The 15,198-nt window shown below is 69.9% G+C and carries 13 protein-coding genes; 10 read left to right on the top strand and 3 right to left on the bottom strand.

Translation table 11 applies throughout. The features are described from left to right. Positions 1–66 precede the first annotated feature (66 nt). The gene (locus tag ACVTJA_RS26520) at positions 67–1,245 is read right to left on the bottom strand and encodes a bifunctional methionine sulfoxide reductase B/A protein (RefSeq protein ID WP_465840222.1); all 1,179 of its coding nucleotides are present in this window, start codon (positions 1,243–1,245) and stop codon (positions 67–69) included. 198 nt (positions 1,246–1,443) lie between these two features. Between ACVTJA_RS26520 and ACVTJA_RS26515 the strand changes: the two genes are divergently transcribed. Together ACVTJA_RS26515 and ACVTJA_RS26510 are read left to right on the top strand one after the other, a co-directional pair. Further along, complete coding sequence (locus ACVTJA_RS26515; protein ID WP_465840220.1) at positions 1,444–2,361, top strand: ABC transporter ATP-binding protein; 918 nt, start codon at positions 1,444–1,446, stop codon at positions 2,359–2,361. Further along, complete coding sequence (locus ACVTJA_RS26510; RefSeq protein ID WP_465840219.1) at positions 2,358–3,188, top strand: ABC transporter permease; 831 nt, start codon at positions 2,358–2,360, stop codon at positions 3,186–3,188. Before ACVTJA_RS26515 ends, ACVTJA_RS26510 begins: the two co-directional genes overlap by 4 nt. A gap of 61 nt (positions 3,189–3,249) precedes the next feature. Here ACVTJA_RS26510 and ACVTJA_RS26505 read toward each other — a convergent pair whose 3' ends face one another. Further along, positions 3,250–4,146 carry a DMT family transporter gene (locus ACVTJA_RS26505; RefSeq protein WP_465840217.1) on the bottom strand — a complete coding sequence of 299 codons (897 nt, stop codon included), beginning with the start codon at positions 4,144–4,146 and terminating at the stop codon, positions 3,250–3,252. A gap of 108 nt (positions 4,147–4,254) precedes the next feature. Between ACVTJA_RS26505 and ACVTJA_RS26500 the strand changes: the two genes are divergently transcribed. The 8 genes from ACVTJA_RS26500 to ACVTJA_RS26465 all read left to right on the top strand — a co-directional run bounded on the left by ACVTJA_RS26500 (position 4,255) and on the right by ACVTJA_RS26465 (position 12,438). Continuing rightward, positions 4,255–5,154 (top strand): LysR substrate-binding domain-containing protein, encoded by a 900-nt coding sequence (locus tag ACVTJA_RS26500; protein WP_465840215.1) that lies wholly within the window; start codon positions 4,255–4,257, stop codon positions 5,152–5,154. A 101-nt stretch (positions 5,155–5,255) separates the two neighbouring features. Beyond that, positions 5,256–5,699: a MarR family winged helix-turn-helix transcriptional regulator gene (locus tag ACVTJA_RS26495; protein WP_465840214.1), complete on the top strand. Its 444-nt coding sequence runs from the start codon at positions 5,256–5,258 to the stop codon at positions 5,697–5,699. Next, a complete protein-coding gene (locus ACVTJA_RS26490) occupies positions 5,699–6,505 on the top strand; it encodes a bleomycin resistance protein (RefSeq protein WP_465840213.1) in 807 nt (268 codons plus the stop codon). The genes ACVTJA_RS26495 and ACVTJA_RS26490 overlap by 1 nt, the downstream gene beginning before the upstream one ends. A 303-nt stretch (positions 6,506–6,808) precedes the next feature. Next, the gene (locus ACVTJA_RS26485; protein WP_465840211.1) at positions 6,809–7,849 is read left to right on the top strand and encodes a pirin family protein; all 1,041 of its coding nucleotides are present in this window, start codon (positions 6,809–6,811) and stop codon (positions 7,847–7,849) included. Positions 7,850–7,942: 93 nt separating this feature from the next. Continuing rightward, positions 7,943–8,332, top strand: coding sequence for a hypothetical protein (locus ACVTJA_RS26480; protein WP_465840209.1), 390 nt, complete (start codon positions 7,943–7,945; stop codon positions 8,330–8,332). After that, positions 8,329–9,129 (top strand): hypothetical protein, encoded by an 801-nt coding sequence (locus ACVTJA_RS26475; protein ID WP_465840207.1) that lies wholly within the window; start codon positions 8,329–8,331, stop codon positions 9,127–9,129. The genes ACVTJA_RS26480 and ACVTJA_RS26475 overlap by 4 nt, the downstream gene beginning before the upstream one ends. 20 nt (positions 9,130–9,149) lie before the next feature. Further along, on the top strand, positions 9,150–11,303 hold the full coding sequence (locus tag ACVTJA_RS26470; protein ID WP_465840205.1) for a hypothetical protein: 2,154 nt from the start codon (positions 9,150–9,152) through the stop codon (positions 11,301–11,303). A 76-nt stretch (positions 11,304–11,379) separates the two neighbouring features. Next, positions 11,380–12,438, top strand: a complete 1,059-nt coding sequence (locus ACVTJA_RS26465; RefSeq protein WP_465840204.1) for a strictosidine synthase family protein — start codon at positions 11,380–11,382, stop codon at positions 12,436–12,438. Between the two features lie 5 nt (positions 12,439–12,443). Here ACVTJA_RS26465 and ACVTJA_RS26460 read toward each other — a convergent pair whose 3' ends face one another. Further along, positions 12,444–14,933 carry a sensor histidine kinase gene (locus ACVTJA_RS26460; RefSeq protein ID WP_465840203.1) on the bottom strand — a complete coding sequence of 830 codons (2,490 nt, stop codon included), beginning with the start codon at positions 14,931–14,933 and terminating at the stop codon, positions 12,444–12,446. Positions 14,934–15,198: the final 265 nt, after the last annotated feature.

Genomic DNA, 15,198 nt, shown 5'->3' with positions numbered 1-15,198 from the left:
GCACATTCGTTCCGACTGCTACTGCGCGCCGGGGAGCCGTGAGCCACCACGGCTCCCCGCGCGTCTTCAGTCACGCATGTAGTGGCAGGTGTAGCCGCCCGGATTCTTCTCCAGGTAGTCCTGGTGGTACTCCTCGGCGGGGGTGAACTCGCCGGCCGGGGTGATTTCGGTGACGACGGGGCGCTTCCACTTGCCGGATGCATTCACGCGCGCCTTCACCTCCTCGGCCACGCGGCGCTGCTCGTCGGACAGATAGAAGATGGCGGAGCGGTACTGCGTGCCCACGTCATTGCCCTGGCGGTTGAGCGTCGTCGGGTCGTGCATGCGGAAGAACCACTTCTCCAGCAGCGTCTCGTAGCTGAGCACCTTCGGGTCGAACACCACGCGCACCGACTCCGCGTGCCCCGTCTCGCCGGAGCTCACGTCCTCGTAGGAGGGGCGCTTGAAGACGCCGCCCGTGTAGCCGACGTCCGTGCGGATGACGCCCGGAATCGTCCGGAGGATGTCCTCCATGCCCCAGAAGCAGCCGCCCGCGAGCAGCGCCGTCTCCGTGGCCGCCGCCGGCGCCGTGGCCTTTGACGATCCGCTCCCCGCCTTCGTCGCTGGAGCCGTCGCGCTCGCCGGCGCCGCGCGGCCGAACAGCGGGAGCCACGCGCCGTAGCCTTCCTTCGCCAGGTCGTTCACCGGGATGAAGCGCAGCGACGCCGAGTTGATGCAGTAGCGCAGGCCGGTGGGACGCGGCCCGTCGTCGAACACATGGCCCAGGTGCGAGTCACCGGCCTTCGAGCGGACCTCCACGCGTACCATCCCGAGACTGCCGTCGCGCTTCTCCACGACTCGCGCGCCGTCGACGGGGCGCGTGAAGCTGGGCCAGCCGGTGCCGGAGTCGAACTTGTCGCGCGAGGAGAACAGCGGCTCGCCGGTGGCGATGTCCACGTAGAGCCCTTCCGCGTGGTTGTCCCAGAAGGCGTTGTGGAAGGGCGGCTCGGTGGCTTCCTCCTGGGTCACCTCGTACGCGAGGGGCGAGAGGGTGCGGCGGAGCTCCGCGTCGGCGGGCTTCACGTATTGGCGGGTGTCATTCACGAGGGACCTCGGAGTGGGAGCGCTGGCACCCGGGGCCGCGCCGCGTGCCTCGGTGCACGCGGCCAGCACGGCGAAGGCCACCAGCGCGAAGGGAAGGAGCCGGCGCGCCCCCGGCGGAGGTGCGCGGCGGGAAGGGAGTGGGATGGCGGCAGCGGGCGACATGGATTCGGCCTCCGGGCACGCGGGGTGCGCGTGCGATTTCTCCCCTGGTACGCGCGAGCCCCGAATCGGGTTACAGCCCTCCACTTCCCTGCTGTCTCCGAGCGGTCCGCCTCCTGGAGGGTTGGCTGCTGAACGGCCGGCCCTGCTAAATCCAGGGCCCTCTCCTCTCCACGCACGCGCATCAAGGAAGCAACCCGCATGGACTACGCCATCCGTACGGAGGGCCTGACGAAAAGGTACGGCGCCCTGGCGGCGGTGAACAACCTGAGCCTCGAGGTCCCCACCGGCTCCGTGTTCGGCTTTCTCGGGCCGAATGGAGCGGGCAAGACGACGACCATCCGCATGCTGCTGGGGCTCATCAAGCCCACGTCCGGCGCGGCGTCGGTGATGGGGGTGGACGTGCTGCGCGAGCGGCCCCGCCTGTCCACGCTCGTCGGCGCCATCGTCGAGGTGCCCGCCTTCTACCCGTACCTGAGCGCCGCGGAGAACCTGCGCGCCATGGCGCTCGGCGCGGGCCACGCGCTGGCCTCGGGGGAGTCGGACCGGCTGCTCAACCTCGTCGGCCTGGGGAAGGAGCTCAAGCGCCCGGTGAAGCAGTTCTCGCTGGGCATGAAGCAGCGGCTCGGGCTCGCGGCGGCGCTCATCGGCGACCCGCCGGTGCTCTTCCTCGACGAGCCCACCAACGGACTCGACCCCGACGGAGCGCGCGAGATTCGCGACCTCATCGGCTCGCTGAGGCGCGAGGGCCGCACGGTGTTCCTCTCCAGCCACCTCCTGCAGGAGGTGGAGCGCATCTGCACGGACGTCGCCATCGTCCAGAACGGCGAGCTGCGCACCCAGGGCAACGTCGCGAAGCTGCTGGCGTCGAGTGGAATCGAGCTGCGCGTCTCGTCCATGGCCCGGGCCGCGGCCCTGCTGGGCCTGCCGCCGGCGGAGGGACACACGTCCGACGCGGGCTGGCTGCTGGCCGAGGGCACGGACAGCGCGGTGCCGGGCGTGCTGCGCAAGCTCCTCCAGGCGGACGTGGACGTGTACGAGGTCCGGCCCAAGCGCAACTCGCTGGAGCAGCTCTTCTTCGAGGCCACCGCCAACGCGCGGGGAGGCAAGCACCCATGAACCTCATCGCGCTCCATCGTCAATTCACGGCGGAGCTCCTCAAGGCCCGCAAGCGGAACCTCTTCCTCGGCGTGCTCGGGCTGCTGCTCTTCTTCGGGGTGCTGCCGGTGCCCATCGCCATTGCCGGGTCGGCCAACGACAACATGCGAGATTGGGCCCGCGGCCTCGTCACGTTCCCGGGCTGCCTGTTCAACACCATCAAGATCGCGAACATCTCGCTCCCCCTCCTCATCACGGTGGTGGCCGCGGGCGCGGTGGGCAGCGAGTACTCCGGCGGCACGTGGAAGATGACGCTGCCGAGAACGACCTCGCGCGCCTCGTCGCTGGTGGCGAAGTTCCTGGCCACGCTGGTGCTGAGCCTGGGCGCGGTGGCCTTCACCTATGCCTTCTCGATTGTCATGGGCGCGGGGGGCTCGCTCGCCCTCGGCCTGACCTTCGTGCCCGGCCCGGTGAACCTGGGCGCGGGAGACCTCGGCAGGATGGTGGCGTACTACTCCCTGGAGTTCGGCTGCACCATCAGCCTCGTGATGCTCGCCTCGGTGGCCACGCGCTCGTTCATCGGCGGCACCCTGCTCGGATTCACCGCCCAGCACCTGCTGCGCGGGGCGGTGTTCCTCCCCGGAGGGTGGATCTCCCCGATGGCGAACCTGGACTCGCTCCAGACGAAGTGGCTGGCGCTGAGCCAATACGAAAAGCAGGACGTGGAGAATGCCCTGGGCCACGACATGACCTGGCAGGCGAGCACCCTGTCGGTGGTGGCCTTCTCCATCGCCTTCATGCTCCTCACCGTGTGGCTGTTCGAGAAGCGGGACCTCGCGTCGGAGTAGCGGGTCCGTCCTCGGGAGTGACGGGCGGCACGTCCGCGCGCCGCCCGTTGCTCGGAGTCCGCTACGCCGGCTGCTTCTGGCTCAGCGCTACGCTGCCGAGAATCATCGTCCCCGCGATGAGCATGGGGACGGTGAGCGGCTCGTCCAGCAGCAGCCACGCCCACGTCACGGCGGTCAGCGGGACGATGTACGTGACGGTGGAGGCGCGCGCCGCGCCGATGCGCATGATGAGCCGGTAGAAGATGGCGTAGGCCACACCGGTGCAGAGCACGCCGAGCCCACCCGCGCTCAGCCAGGACCGCGGCGGAATGGCGTGCTCCGGCCACGAGTAGACGGCGAACGGAAGCAGGAGCACCGCCGAGCACAGCAGCGTGGCCGCCGCCACCGCACCGGGCGGCAGGCCCGAGAGCTTCCGCTTCACCAGGTTTCCACCAATGCCGTAGAGGAACGCGGCCGTGGTGCCCGCGCCCACCGCCCAGCCGATGCTCGCGCCCGTCGTCTTCCCGCTGGCCAGCACCACCACGCCCGTGAAGCCCGCGAGCAGCGCCACCGCGCGCCGCCCGCCGATGCGCTCGCCGAAGAAGAGGAACGCCACCAGCGCGGTGAACAGCACCGCCATGCTGTTGCAGATGGCGCCCACGCCGGCCGGCGCACGCTGAGCGGCCCAGGCGAACAGCGAGAAGGGCACCGCCGAGTTGATGGCCCCCACCAGCGCCAGCATCGGCCAGCGCTTCAGCGGGAAGGACGCCCGCGCGCGCCACAGGAACGGCATCAGCACCAGCGCGCCCAGCGCCAGACGAATCTCCACCAGTGGCATCGCGCCGAAGTCCTTCGCCGCGACACGCATGAACATGAACGACGCGCCCCAGATGGCGCCCAGCACTCCCAGTTCCAGCGGCGTCTGCCAGGAGACCGCGAGGGAGGGTGAAAGAGGACGGGCCAGCGTGGATGAGCTCATGACGAGACTCCAAAATGACTGTTGTCTGGCCCTCTAGATGTCCCCGAGCGTCTTCCCCGACAAGCGCATGTTTTTCCACGCAGCCTCAAATATGATTTGAGTCTCGTCATGCCCCTCCCCTCCGACTGGCTCCCGGCCCTGGCGGCGTTCGAGTCCGCCGCGCGTCACCAGAACTTCGCCCGCGCGGCGGAGGAGCTGCACCTGACCACCAGCGCGGTCAGCCACCATGTGCGCAAGCTGGAGGCCCAGCTCGGCGTCGCCCTCTTCCAGCGCCACGCGCGCGGCGTGCTGCTGACGCCAGAGGGGCGCCAGCTCGCGGACACGGCCAGCAGCGCCATGGCCGACATCGACGGCGTGATGCGAGGCCTCAGCGTCGCGCGGGACGAGCGCAACCGCGTGCGCATCAACACCCTGCACTCGCTGACGTACACGTGGCTGGTGCCGCGCCTGCCGACCTTCATCGCCGCGCACCCGCACATCCGCATCCAGGTGGACACGGAGGCGTCGCTGACGCGCTTCGACGAGGGCGGCCCCGACCTGGCCATCCGCCACGGAGAGGGCCACTGGACGGGGCTGACGGCGCACCACCTGATGGACGAGGCCCTCTTCCCGGTGGCCTCGCCCCACCTGCCCGGCGTCCGGGACCTGCGGGACGCGGCGGACGTCGCGAAGCTGCCGCTGGTGAGGGACTTGTCGCGCCAGGGCTGGACGGACTGGTTCCGCGCGGCAGGCGTGCGCGACGTGCCCTTCGACGAGCGCCACGGCTTCAGCGACACCACGGACGCGCTGCGGGCCGCGGTGTACGGGCTGGGCGCGGCGCTCGGGCGGGAGCGGATCGTCGCGCCGCACCTCGCGGATGGCCGCCTCGTGCGGCTGCCCGGCCCCACCCTGCCCGCGCGCTCCGGCTACTTCGTCGTCTACCCGGCCCACCGGCGCCTGCGGCCGGCGGCGCGGGCCTTCCTGGACTGGGTGCTCCAGCAGCCTCCGCGCCTGCCCCTGGCGCGTTAGTTACAATCGTTTACACGTGGCACATCCGCGCGGCACCGGAGCTGCCACGCGCAGCCTCGCCCATATTGACAGGAACCTGTCGAATTGGCAGATCCATGTCCATGGCGAAGCTCACGGCGGCAGGAGAGCTCTTCACGGAGCTGGTGCTGGAGGTGTTCCGCGTCAACGGCCTGGCACTACAGGCCGGCGATACGCTGACGGAGTCACTGGGGCTCAGCAGCGCCCGGTGGCAGGTGCTCGGCGTGGTGGACCACGAGCCGGCGCCGGTGGCGAACGTGGCCCGCATCATGGGCCTCGCGCGTCAGAGCGTGCAGCAGACGGCGGACGCGCTGGAGCGGGACGGCTTCATCGAGTACCGCGAGAACCCGCACCACCGCCGCGCGAAGCTCATCGCGCTGACGGAGCGGGGCCGCGAGGCGCTGCGCAAGGTCGAGGCCCGCCAGGCGACCTGGGCCAACCAGCTCGCCGCGGCCATGGACGCGAGGGCCCTGAAGGCCACGGTGGACGGACTGCGCCAGGTGCGTCAGCACCTCGAGGAGGCGTGATGAGCGGCGAGTCGATGATTCCCCTGCTCCCTTGCGTCTCGCTCGACGAGACGCTGGCCTTCTACCGGCCCCTCGGCTTCGAGGCGACGTACCGGCAGCGCTCGCCCAATCCGTATGCGGTGGTGCGCCGCGAGGGCATCGAGCTGCACTTCTACGGCCTCGTCGGCCTGAAGCCCGAGGCCGGGTACAGTGCATGCCTCGTGGTGGTGCCGGACGTGGAGCCGCTGCACGCCACCTTCTCCGAGGCCCTGCGACGCTCGCGCGGAAAGCTCCCGGTGTCGGGCATCCCCCGCATCACCCGGCTGAAGCCCGGCCAGGGCCGCTTCACCCTGGTCGACCTGTCCGGCAACTCCATCATCTTCGTCCGGCGCAACCAGGCCGGTGCCACCGAGGACGACGCGGAACCACGCTCGCTCGAGCCCCAATCGCGGCTGGCGAAGGCGGTGGCCGCCGCCGCCCGCCTGCGCGACTTCAAGACGGACGACGCCGCGGCGGCGAGGGTCCTCGACGTGGCGCTCGCCCGGGGCGAGCCCGCGCCGCCGATGGATCGCGCGCGGGCCCTCACGGCCCGGGTCGAGCTGGCGGTGGCGATGGGAGACGGCGACCGCGCAGGAGCCCTGCGTACCGAGCTCCAGCAGCTTCCCCTCTCCGACGAGGAGCGCGAGCACCTCCAGGAAGAGCTGCGCGCCGTGGATGAGCTGGAGCGCGAGCTCGAACCTCGGGACGGCAGGAAGGTGGCGCGCGCCTCGATGACGCCACTGCCGCCCTTCACACCGGTACCTCCGTCATCGCCGCGTCGGCGGTGAGCACCTCCAACCCACGGAGCTGATTGCGCAAGGCCGCCTGGTGCGCGTGCTGGAGGGCTGGTGCCCGTCCTACTACCCGCGCCGCGCGCCTTCGTCGGCTTCGCGCGGAGACCGGTGAAGCGCCATGCGGGGGGAGCGGCGCGAAATTCCCGTTGTTAGGATGAAGCGGCCACAGCGGCATGGAGCACGAGGTGGACCGTGGATGAGGTGAGCCGGAGAGCGGCGTTGAAGCTGATTGCGGCGGCGGGAGTCACCACCGCCGCGGGATGTTCACGCGGCTCCGGAAAGGCCGAGGAGCAGGGAATGAGTCAGCAGAAGAGCACGCAGCAGGAAGCCATTCTCCGTGTGGAGCCGCTCGGCGGGATGCCGTGGCGGACGCCGGACCCGTTCCTCTTCTGCGTCCACCACGACGACAGGTACCCGGCGGGCAACGAGCGCCTGGGGCCCTCCGCGTCGCTCGCGGGCCGCAACCTCGGCCAGGACTTCGATGGGCGGGACGGCTGGAACATGTACCACGGCACCGTCGTGCCCGGCTTCCCGCAGCACCCGCACCGGGGCTTCGAGACGGTGACAGTCGTACGCAATGGCCTGTTGGACCACTCGGACTCGCTGGGCGCGGCGGCGCGCTTCGGCGGGGGTGACGTGCAGTGGCTCACGGCCGGCGGGGGCATCAACCACTCGGAGATGTTCCCGCTGCTCAAGCGCGACCAGCCGAACCCGGTGGAGCTGTTTCAAATCTGGCTCAACCTGCCGCGCGCCAACAAGCTCGTGGAGCCGCACTTCTCCATGCTCTGGAATCACGTCATTCCCAAGCACGTGGCGAAGGACGAGGCGGGCCGCACGACGGAGGTCACCGTGGTCGCGGGCCGGCTGGGCGACGTGAAGGCGCCACCACCGCCGCCGAAGTCCTGGGCCTCGCACGCGGAGTCGGACGTGGCCATCTGGACGCTGAAGCTGGCACCGGGCGCGCGCTGGACGCTGCCGGCGGCGGCGCGGGGCAGCAACCGCATGCTGTACTTCTTCCTCGGCTCCGGGCTGCGCGTGGCGGGCCGCCCCATTCCTGCGTCACACGGCATCGACCTGCGCGCGGACGTGGACGTGGAGCTGGAGAACGGACCGGACGTGGCGGAGCTGCTGCTCCTGCAGGGGCGCCCGATTGGGGAGCCCGTCGTGCAGTACGGGCCGTTCGTCATGAACTCGCGGCAGGAAATCCAGCAGGCCTTCGCGGACTACCAGCGCACGGGCTTCGGCGGCTGGCCGTGGCCGAGCCATGACCCCGTGCACCCGCGCGAGGAAGGCCGCTTCGCGCGTCACGCGGACGGACGGGTGGAACGTCCGGCCTGAGCCTGCGCGCGATGTCGAGGCCTGGAAGGCATAGGCCGTTTAACGCGCAACTCATTGAAAACGAGCCAGCGGGGTTGCAGACTACCGGGACCCATGCTGGTGATTCGCGACGCCCAGGTGGTCTCCTTGGACGCGGTGGCGGTGGACCGCTTCGTCGAGCGCATGGTGCGCCACGCCGAGACGCACTTCCCGGACGCGTGCAGGGACGCCGGGCGCGAGGGCACGCGTCGCGCCATCGAGCACGGCGTCCGCCGCGCGCGCGGGTACGGCATCAGCGCGTGCGACGAGGTGTGCAAGTACCTCAACGTGATGTTCGTCTTCGGCCTGCGCTTCGATGAGGACCCGGAGCTGCCATGGGCCCGGCCCCTGCTCGAGGACCGGGGGCCGCCGCGCAAGTCTTCGAAGGTGGAGAGGCTCTACGCCACGGCGCTCCGGCGGGCGCACCTGGGCCGGGGCCTGGGTCCCGTACCGGAGGACATATGAGGGCGCAGCAGGAGGTCGCGCTCGGCCGGAGTGGCGAGGAGGCGGAGCGCAACGAGAGCGGCACCACCCTGGGGCAGACGACGAAGCCCTGCCCGTACCGCGAGGAACGCGTGGAGGGACGCTGCCTCCGCCGCTGGTTCCTGTGGGACGGCCGGTTCTCGGTCAACGGAGACGAGCCCGACGCAGTGTACCAGCCCACCCACGTGCCGCCGGAGACGCGCTCGGAGGACCCGGCGCTCGGGGTGCGACTCCACACCCCACACGTCTGGTTTCCCGAAGCCCCGAGCAAGCGCTGGCGCTCCGCGATTGGCCCCGTCTACCACCGCCAGGTGGCGTTCGACTTCGAGCTGCTCGGCAGTGGCCGGGCGCGGTCGCTCCTGCTGCTCATCCACGAGCGCGCGTCGAACCTGCTCGTCTTCAAGTCCGTGCTCGACATCCAGAAGGTCCTGAGCGCGCCCGATATCGGGACACGGCTCACGCCCGGAACGCCGGGAGACGTGAAGCACACCCCCGGCGTCGCCTACGGGCTGGAGGAGGCAGGATTCGAGCAGGGCACCACGGACTACGTCGCCCGCCTCTGGGCGTCGGAGCAGGAGGGCCTCTTCAACGACTTCCGGGAGCTGAGCGACGCGCCCGCCAGGAACGTGATGAGCGCCCCGGTGCGGATGGACGAGCCGCCCATGCTGGAGGCTCGCTTGAGGGACTCACGCCAGGCAGTCTCCGCCGAGGTGACGTTCACCCTGCCCTCCCTGGCGGTGCTGTGGCGCAACACCACGCTTCATGACGGCTATCGGTAGCCGTCCTCCGGGAGTGCGACATGAAACCCTGGGAGATCATCGACGCGCTGCTGAGCGATGACTCGGACGAGGCTCGCTGGAAGCGGCTGGAGCAGCTCGGCAGGGAGGACTTCCTCAAGGTGGGGGCGCTGCTCTTCCTCCACCCCAAGGTGGCCCGGGAGCTCGGCGACGTCTTCGGGAAGCTCGCGAGAATCCACCTGGAGCAGGGAGGCACGTCCAGCAACACCTTCAAGGCCTTCCTCCGGCTCACGCTCGCCGGGCCGCTCCTCCAGGGCACCCACGCGCGGAAGGCCCGGCTCGAAGGCTCGGAGTTGCTGCGCGAGATTGACAAGGTGATGGAGAACCTCGAGCAGCACGGCATCATCCCCGGCGTCGTCCTGACGCTCTCCTTCGACGACTTCTGCGCGAGGTTTCAAATCACGAATCCGGTGCCCATCCGGGTGCTGAACCGCACCGCCATCTTCCAGGCCGGCCCGCTTCGCATCGCCGTCAAGGCGCAGAAGCGGCTGCCCGGCAAGAGCGCGGCGGAAGTCGATTTCGACGCTCGGAGCCTCGGGATTCCTCCGCCCAGGCCCGAAGACCTGGGCCTGGTCCCCACGCCCGAGGCCGCCGCGAACGAACATGTCGCGGAGCCGGTGATGGAGCTGTTCCGGGAGAATGTCGTGCTCGACGCGCTCCACAAGTACCAGGACATGCTCAGGCTGACGAGCCGGCTGCCCCGGCCGCTCGACATCCTCATCATCAAGAGCTTCCCCATCCAGCACTTCCCTCCGGACAAGGTCTTCACCTGGAAGCTGCGCAAGAAGGAGAGCCAGTCCGAGCCGGACACGACGGACACCGACACCCGCATCGTCGCGTATGTCTATGAGACCCAGGGCGAGGACTACTTCCAGTACCTCGTCGACCACACGCTGTCTGACAATCACTTCAGGGACGCGCTCGACGCGGGCTTCGGGGATGTCTACCGGCTGCTGCGGCACGGCCTCATTCCCACGGCGCTGGGTGACATCTTCCACACGCGTGCGTTGGGCAGTCAGCGGCTGGAGTTCGCGCGCCTGATGGATGGCTGGGGCCGCTACCGCGTCCTCAATGACCTGCTCGAGGATGTCACCGACGCCAAGCCGCACGGCGGCATCGGCAACGGCAAGATTGGCACGTGGATGGCGGCGGTGGAGTACGTCAACCTGCGCCGCTCGGGCATCGCCGACTTCGCGGACTTCATCACGCTCACGGACCTGTTCGGGGACAGCGAGTTCCGCAAGCGCTTCTTCTTCATGTTCCGGCCGGACAACCCGAAGGAATGCAACAAGGTCTACGCGAACATGCTGGCGGAGCCGCTCATCATCCTCGAGCTCATCCTGGGACGGCGATACCTCGAGCAGAAGCGGACCGACGCGGGCCACGTGGACAACTGCCGCGCGCTCGGCATGGAGATGATTGAGGGCCTGGCGGTGGCCTTCGCCGCGTATGCGAACGTGGCGCGGAAGCAGGCGAAGTACTTCTTCGCCCACCTGGTGGACGTGGACCGCGCCGGCAGCCAGATGAGCCTGTTCCTGTCCGCGGACCATGCCGCCCTGGCGGAGGCGGCCTACGACTCCGAGTTCGTCACGGCCCAGCGTTTCTACGGCCCGGGGGTGGAGGTCCATTGGAACTCGAAGGCCATCGTCGATGGCGTCAAGCGCGACCTCGGCAACCAGTCCGTCACGAAGTACGGCCTCGTGCGCGGCTCGGGGGCGGGCTACTCCGGTGACCAGGTGGAGCCGGACTATGGCCCCTTCAACGGGCCGTGCCCCGGGAAGGAGATGGAGCGGGCGCGGTATCTCTTCGCCGCGTTCGCGATGCTCGTCGACGAGGCCCGCGCGGAGACGGCAAGCCGCTGCGCCAGGGCGCGGGAGCTGCTGGGCCGGAATGACGCAGCCGGAGCCCGGGCGCTGCTGGAGGAGGCGCTCGAGTTCTGGCCGCATGACCTGGACGCCATCGATTTGATGCTCGATGCGCAGGAGGCGCTCGGGAACTTCGACGAGGTCGCCCGCTGGCGCGTGTGGCTGCGGACGGTGTTGCGGCACTACGACGGTGTCGAGACCTGGAGCGCACAGCACCTGCCGGCACCGGTGGTGCGCAACAAGGACAACAACCCCCGGGAGCGGTGGCGGCAGTGGCACGCGAATCAGTGACTCGCCCGGGGAGGACGGGCCATTTCGAGCGGCGGGCTTCTTCGTCATCCGGCCGGGGAATCACTAGAGTGGCGGCATGAAGAAGAAATTCCTCGTCGGGCTCGGTGTGGTGCTGCTGGTGCTGGCCGGTTTCGTCGTGAAGACGCTGTCGGATGCGGGGCAGTTCCAGCAGCTCACGCCCCACTTCGCGGGCCGCTGCGCGCCGGTGTCCGGCATGCCCGGCGCCGAGGACATCACGTTCCATCCGACGCTCGGCCACGCGTACATCTCTTCGGATGACCGGCGCGCCACTCAGGCGGGGCACCCGGTGCAGGGCGGCATCTACCGCTATGACCCGGCGAGCGCGGCGCCGCCCGTGCTGCTGACCTCGGCCTTCACGGCTCCGTTCCATCCGCACGGCATCGGGCTCTTCCTCGCTCCGGACGGCACGCAGACCCTGTACGTGGTCAACCACGCGGGGCCGGGCCAGAACCGCATCGAGCGCTTCGAGGTGGGCGCGGATGGGATGCTCGTCCATCGCAAGACGGTGGCAGACCCGGCCCTCGTCTCGCCCAACGACGTGGTGCCGGTGGACGCCGAGCGCTTCTACGTGACGAATGACCACCACTTCCCACCGGGAGCGATGCAGGTGGTGGAGGACTACCTGCAGCTCGCCATCGGCAACGTGCTGTACTTCGACGGGAAGGGCTTCCGGGAGGTCGTCAGCGGCACGGCCTACGCGAACGGCATCAACCGCTCGGCGGATGGGCGGACGGTGTACCTGTCGCAGGTCCTCGACCGGTCGCTGACGGTGTACTCGCGGGATGCGGACTCGGGCGCGCTGACGCGGCGGCTGACGCTTCCCCTGGGGACCGGACCGGACAACATCGAGTTGGATGCTCGGGGTGACCTGTGGATTGGCAGCCACCCGAAGCTGCTGGACTTCGTGGCCCACGCGAACGACGTGTCCGGAGCGACGCGCGCTCCCGCGCAGGTGTTGAGGCTGAAGGCCAAGGGCGACACGCTGGAGGTGGAGGAGGTGTTCCTCGACGATGGCCGGCAGACGTCCGCGACCGCCACGGCGGCGGTCTCCGGGAAGTGGATGCTGCTGGGTCCCGTGTTCGACAAGGACCTGCTTCGCTGCGAGCTGCCGTAGATGAATCAGCTCGCCCAGTGCTCCGCGGGCTGCTCGCGCCGCTCCGTCACCCGGCTCGCCCGCAGCACGGGAAGCGCGAAGGTGAACGTGGACCCCCGCCCCACCTCACTCTCCACCCAGATGCGTCCGCCGTGCGACTCCAGGATGTTCCGGCACAGGAACAGCCCCAGCCCGAGCCCGCCATAGGACTGCACCGGCGTGTTGCTCCCCCGGAAGTACCGGTCGAACACATGCGCCCGCTGCTCGGAAGGAATGCCCACGCCCGGGTCTGACACCGACACCTGCACCTCGTCCCCCGCCACGTCGAGCGTCACCCGCAGCGTCCCTCCCTCCGGGCTGTACTTCACCGCGTTCTCCAGCAACGTCAGCAGCACCTCCTCCAGCCGGAGCCGGTCTCCCAGCACCCACGCCTCCTCGTCTCCCGTGTCCAGGTGCAGCGAGTGCGACGTCCCCAGGCGCGGGAAGCTCGGAGCAATCGAGCGCACCAGCGCGTGCAACGGCACCGGCGCGAGCCGGATGGAGAGCTGCCCCGTGTCCACCTGGGCCGCTTCGAGCAGGTGCTCGATGAGCCGCTGAAGCCTCCGCACATGCGAGCGCAGTCCCTCCAGCGTTCGGGCCTCCGACGGATGGTCCGAGCGCAGCCGGGTCGCGAGCGCCTCCATGCGAATCGCCAGCGGCGTCAGCGGCGTCTTCAATTCATGCGCGGCCAAGGTGAGGAACTCGTCGCGCGCGCGGATGGCCGTCCGGGCCTCGCGCAGCAGCCGGGTGTGCACCGCGTCCACCCGCTTGCGGTCCGTGATGTCATACACGAGCACGCCCGCGCCGAACGGCGCCCGCCCCACGGCGGACCGCAATGGGAATGCACTCACCCACAGGTACCGCTCCTCGCCGAACGAGCGCCGCTCCAATTCCCGCTCCGTCACCGGCTCACCCAACTGGAGCGTCCGCCGCAACAGCGGCACCAGGTCCGAGCACAAATCCGTGGCATGGCGCGCCTCCGGCCGTCCGTCCCCCAGTCCGAGCAGGTTCAGGAAGGCGTCATTGGCCCTCAGGCACTTCAGGTCCGAGTCGAAGAAGGCAGAGCCAATCAGCGCCGTCTGCAGCACGGTGTCGAGCTGCGCCAGGGACTCCTGCGCATGCTTCACCGCCTCCTCGAGCTGGTCATGGAGCTGGGCGCGCTCGATCATCAGCGAGCAGCGCCGGGCCAGCTCCTCCGCGAGCGCCCGGTCATCCCGCTCGAAGGTGCGCCCCGGCTGCGTCCGGTAGAGCGCGAGCTGCCCGACGATATGGCCCTGACAGTCGAGCGGAAGCGTGAGCTGCACACCCTCCCGTGGCGTCCCCGAGCCCACCGCGGCGGCCATGCGCGTGGGCATCAGCCCCTCCAGGGCATCGCGCTCCCCCGCCACGCCCACGGGGACCATCTCCCTCGGGCCTCCATGCCTGAGCGACAACACGCACGCATCCGCCAGCTCGGGCACCACCCTCCGGGCGACGCGCGCGAGCGCCGTGTCATCCAGCGACTCGGCGAGGAGCGCGCTCGCGTCCGCGAGCAGCCGCTGTCCCCGCTCCACCCTGCGCCGCTCCCGCAGCGCCGCGGCGAGCATCAATGACAGGCTGCTGAGCACGGCGAGCAGGGCCTGGGTGGCCAGCAACGCCTCGTGAGGCGTGGCCGAGCTGAGCTGGAAGGGCCCCCGCCCCCGCCCCGCGTTCCACCCCGCGATGAGGGCCAGCACGCCCGTGGCGGTGGCCACGCCGAGCACGCCGAAGCGCAGCGCCGCCCACACGAAGAAGCCGAAGGCGGCATACAGGACGATGAAGCCGATGGTGAGCTGCCCCTGGGTGCCGGGCATGGACGGAATGCTGAAGACCCACAGACTGAGCACCGCGAGCAGCACCAGCAGCACCGCCAGCTCCACGCGGCGCCGGCTATGAAGGCGCGGCAAGGGGTACGCGGTGAGGAAGAATGGCCCCACCAGCACCACGCCGAGCGCATCGCCCAACCACCAGCTCGTCCACCACGTCAGGAAGGGCACGTCCGACGCCACCCACCAGGCGGCCGCGGCTCCGGCGATGAGCCCGCTCAGCATGGCGGGAATCAGGGCCCCCAACCCCACCAGCGCGAGCACCTCCCGCGGATGGCTGAGCGTCATCGGGCGCCGGAGCACGGCGCGCAACAGCGCGGCGCCCAGCAGAGGTTCCAGGCTGTCAGCGACCGCCCAGGCAAGGGAGAGCCCGGCGGGACGCCCATGGGCGAGGAGCTGGAGGAGCGCCTCCGTCGCGAAGATGGTCGCGAGCCAGACGGGCCAGGTCCGCACCGACGTGCGCAACAGCAGCGCCAGCGTGAAGCCGGCGGGCAGCCAGAACGCGAGGAACCGGGCGGGGTCGGAGTAGAAGTACTCGTCGCTCAGCACCGCGAGCACGGCATAGACGAGGCTCGCGAGGACGGCTCTCGGGAGCAGCCAGGCCGCCGTCCTGCCGAAGTCTCCGTGGGCCATCTCGCCACCGCCTTCCCCGTCTCGCGAGGCCGCGGCTCGCGAGGACTTCCCGGGAGGAGTGCCCCCCGGAAAAGGTAGGCACCTCTGTGACTGCCGTACGAATGCGGAGCCACCGGGGCCACGCGACGGTGCGATGGCGCGACGGGACGCGTGAGAGGAAGACCGGCGTCCCGGCGGATGACCCCATGCCCTCCCTGGCATGTCACGCACCAGCCCTCGTGGAATACCCTTACATGCCGCGGCACGACGAAGGAACGTCGACGCA

The organism is Pyxidicoccus sp. M6, from assembly GCF_055568925.1.
This window is presented reverse-complemented; position numbering and strand designations above follow the sequence as displayed.

What these genes read in the sequence shown, in the direction of transcription:
- ACVTJA_RS26485 (WP_465840211.1), top strand. Translation starts at nt 6,809, where the DNA reads ATGAGTCAGCAGAAGAGCACGCAGCAGGAAGCCATTCTCCGTGTGGAG.
- ACVTJA_RS26520 (WP_465840222.1), bottom strand. Translation starts at nt 1,245, where the DNA reads ATGTCGCCCGCTGCCGCCATCCCACTCCCTTCCCGCCGCGCACCTCCG.
- ACVTJA_RS26470 (WP_465840205.1), top strand. Translation starts at nt 9,150, where the DNA reads ATGAAACCCTGGGAGATCATCGACGCGCTGCTGAGCGATGACTCGGAC.
- ACVTJA_RS26505 (WP_465840217.1), bottom strand. Translation starts at nt 4,146, where the DNA reads ATGAGCTCATCCACGCTGGCCCGTCCTCTTTCACCCTCCCTCGCGGTC.
- ACVTJA_RS26515 (WP_465840220.1), top strand. Translation starts at nt 1,444, where the DNA reads ATGGACTACGCCATCCGTACGGAGGGCCTGACGAAAAGGTACGGCGCC.
- ACVTJA_RS26460 (WP_465840203.1), bottom strand. Translation starts at nt 14,933, where the DNA reads ATGGCCCACGGAGACTTCGGCAGGACGGCGGCCTGGCTGCTCCCGAGA.
- ACVTJA_RS26480 (WP_465840209.1), top strand. Translation starts at nt 7,943, where the DNA reads ATGCTGGTGATTCGCGACGCCCAGGTGGTCTCCTTGGACGCGGTGGCG.
- ACVTJA_RS26495 (WP_465840214.1), top strand. Translation starts at nt 5,256, where the DNA reads ATGGCGAAGCTCACGGCGGCAGGAGAGCTCTTCACGGAGCTGGTGCTG.
- ACVTJA_RS26500 (WP_465840215.1), top strand. Translation starts at nt 4,255, where the DNA reads ATGCCCCTCCCCTCCGACTGGCTCCCGGCCCTGGCGGCGTTCGAGTCC.
- ACVTJA_RS26475 (WP_465840207.1), top strand. Translation starts at nt 8,329, where the DNA reads ATGAGGGCGCAGCAGGAGGTCGCGCTCGGCCGGAGTGGCGAGGAGGCG.
- ACVTJA_RS26490 (WP_465840213.1), top strand. Translation starts at nt 5,699, where the DNA reads ATGAGCGGCGAGTCGATGATTCCCCTGCTCCCTTGCGTCTCGCTCGAC.
- ACVTJA_RS26465 (WP_465840204.1), top strand. Translation starts at nt 11,380, where the DNA reads ATGAAGAAGAAATTCCTCGTCGGGCTCGGTGTGGTGCTGCTGGTGCTG.
- ACVTJA_RS26510 (WP_465840219.1), top strand. Translation starts at nt 2,358, where the DNA reads ATGAACCTCATCGCGCTCCATCGTCAATTCACGGCGGAGCTCCTCAAG.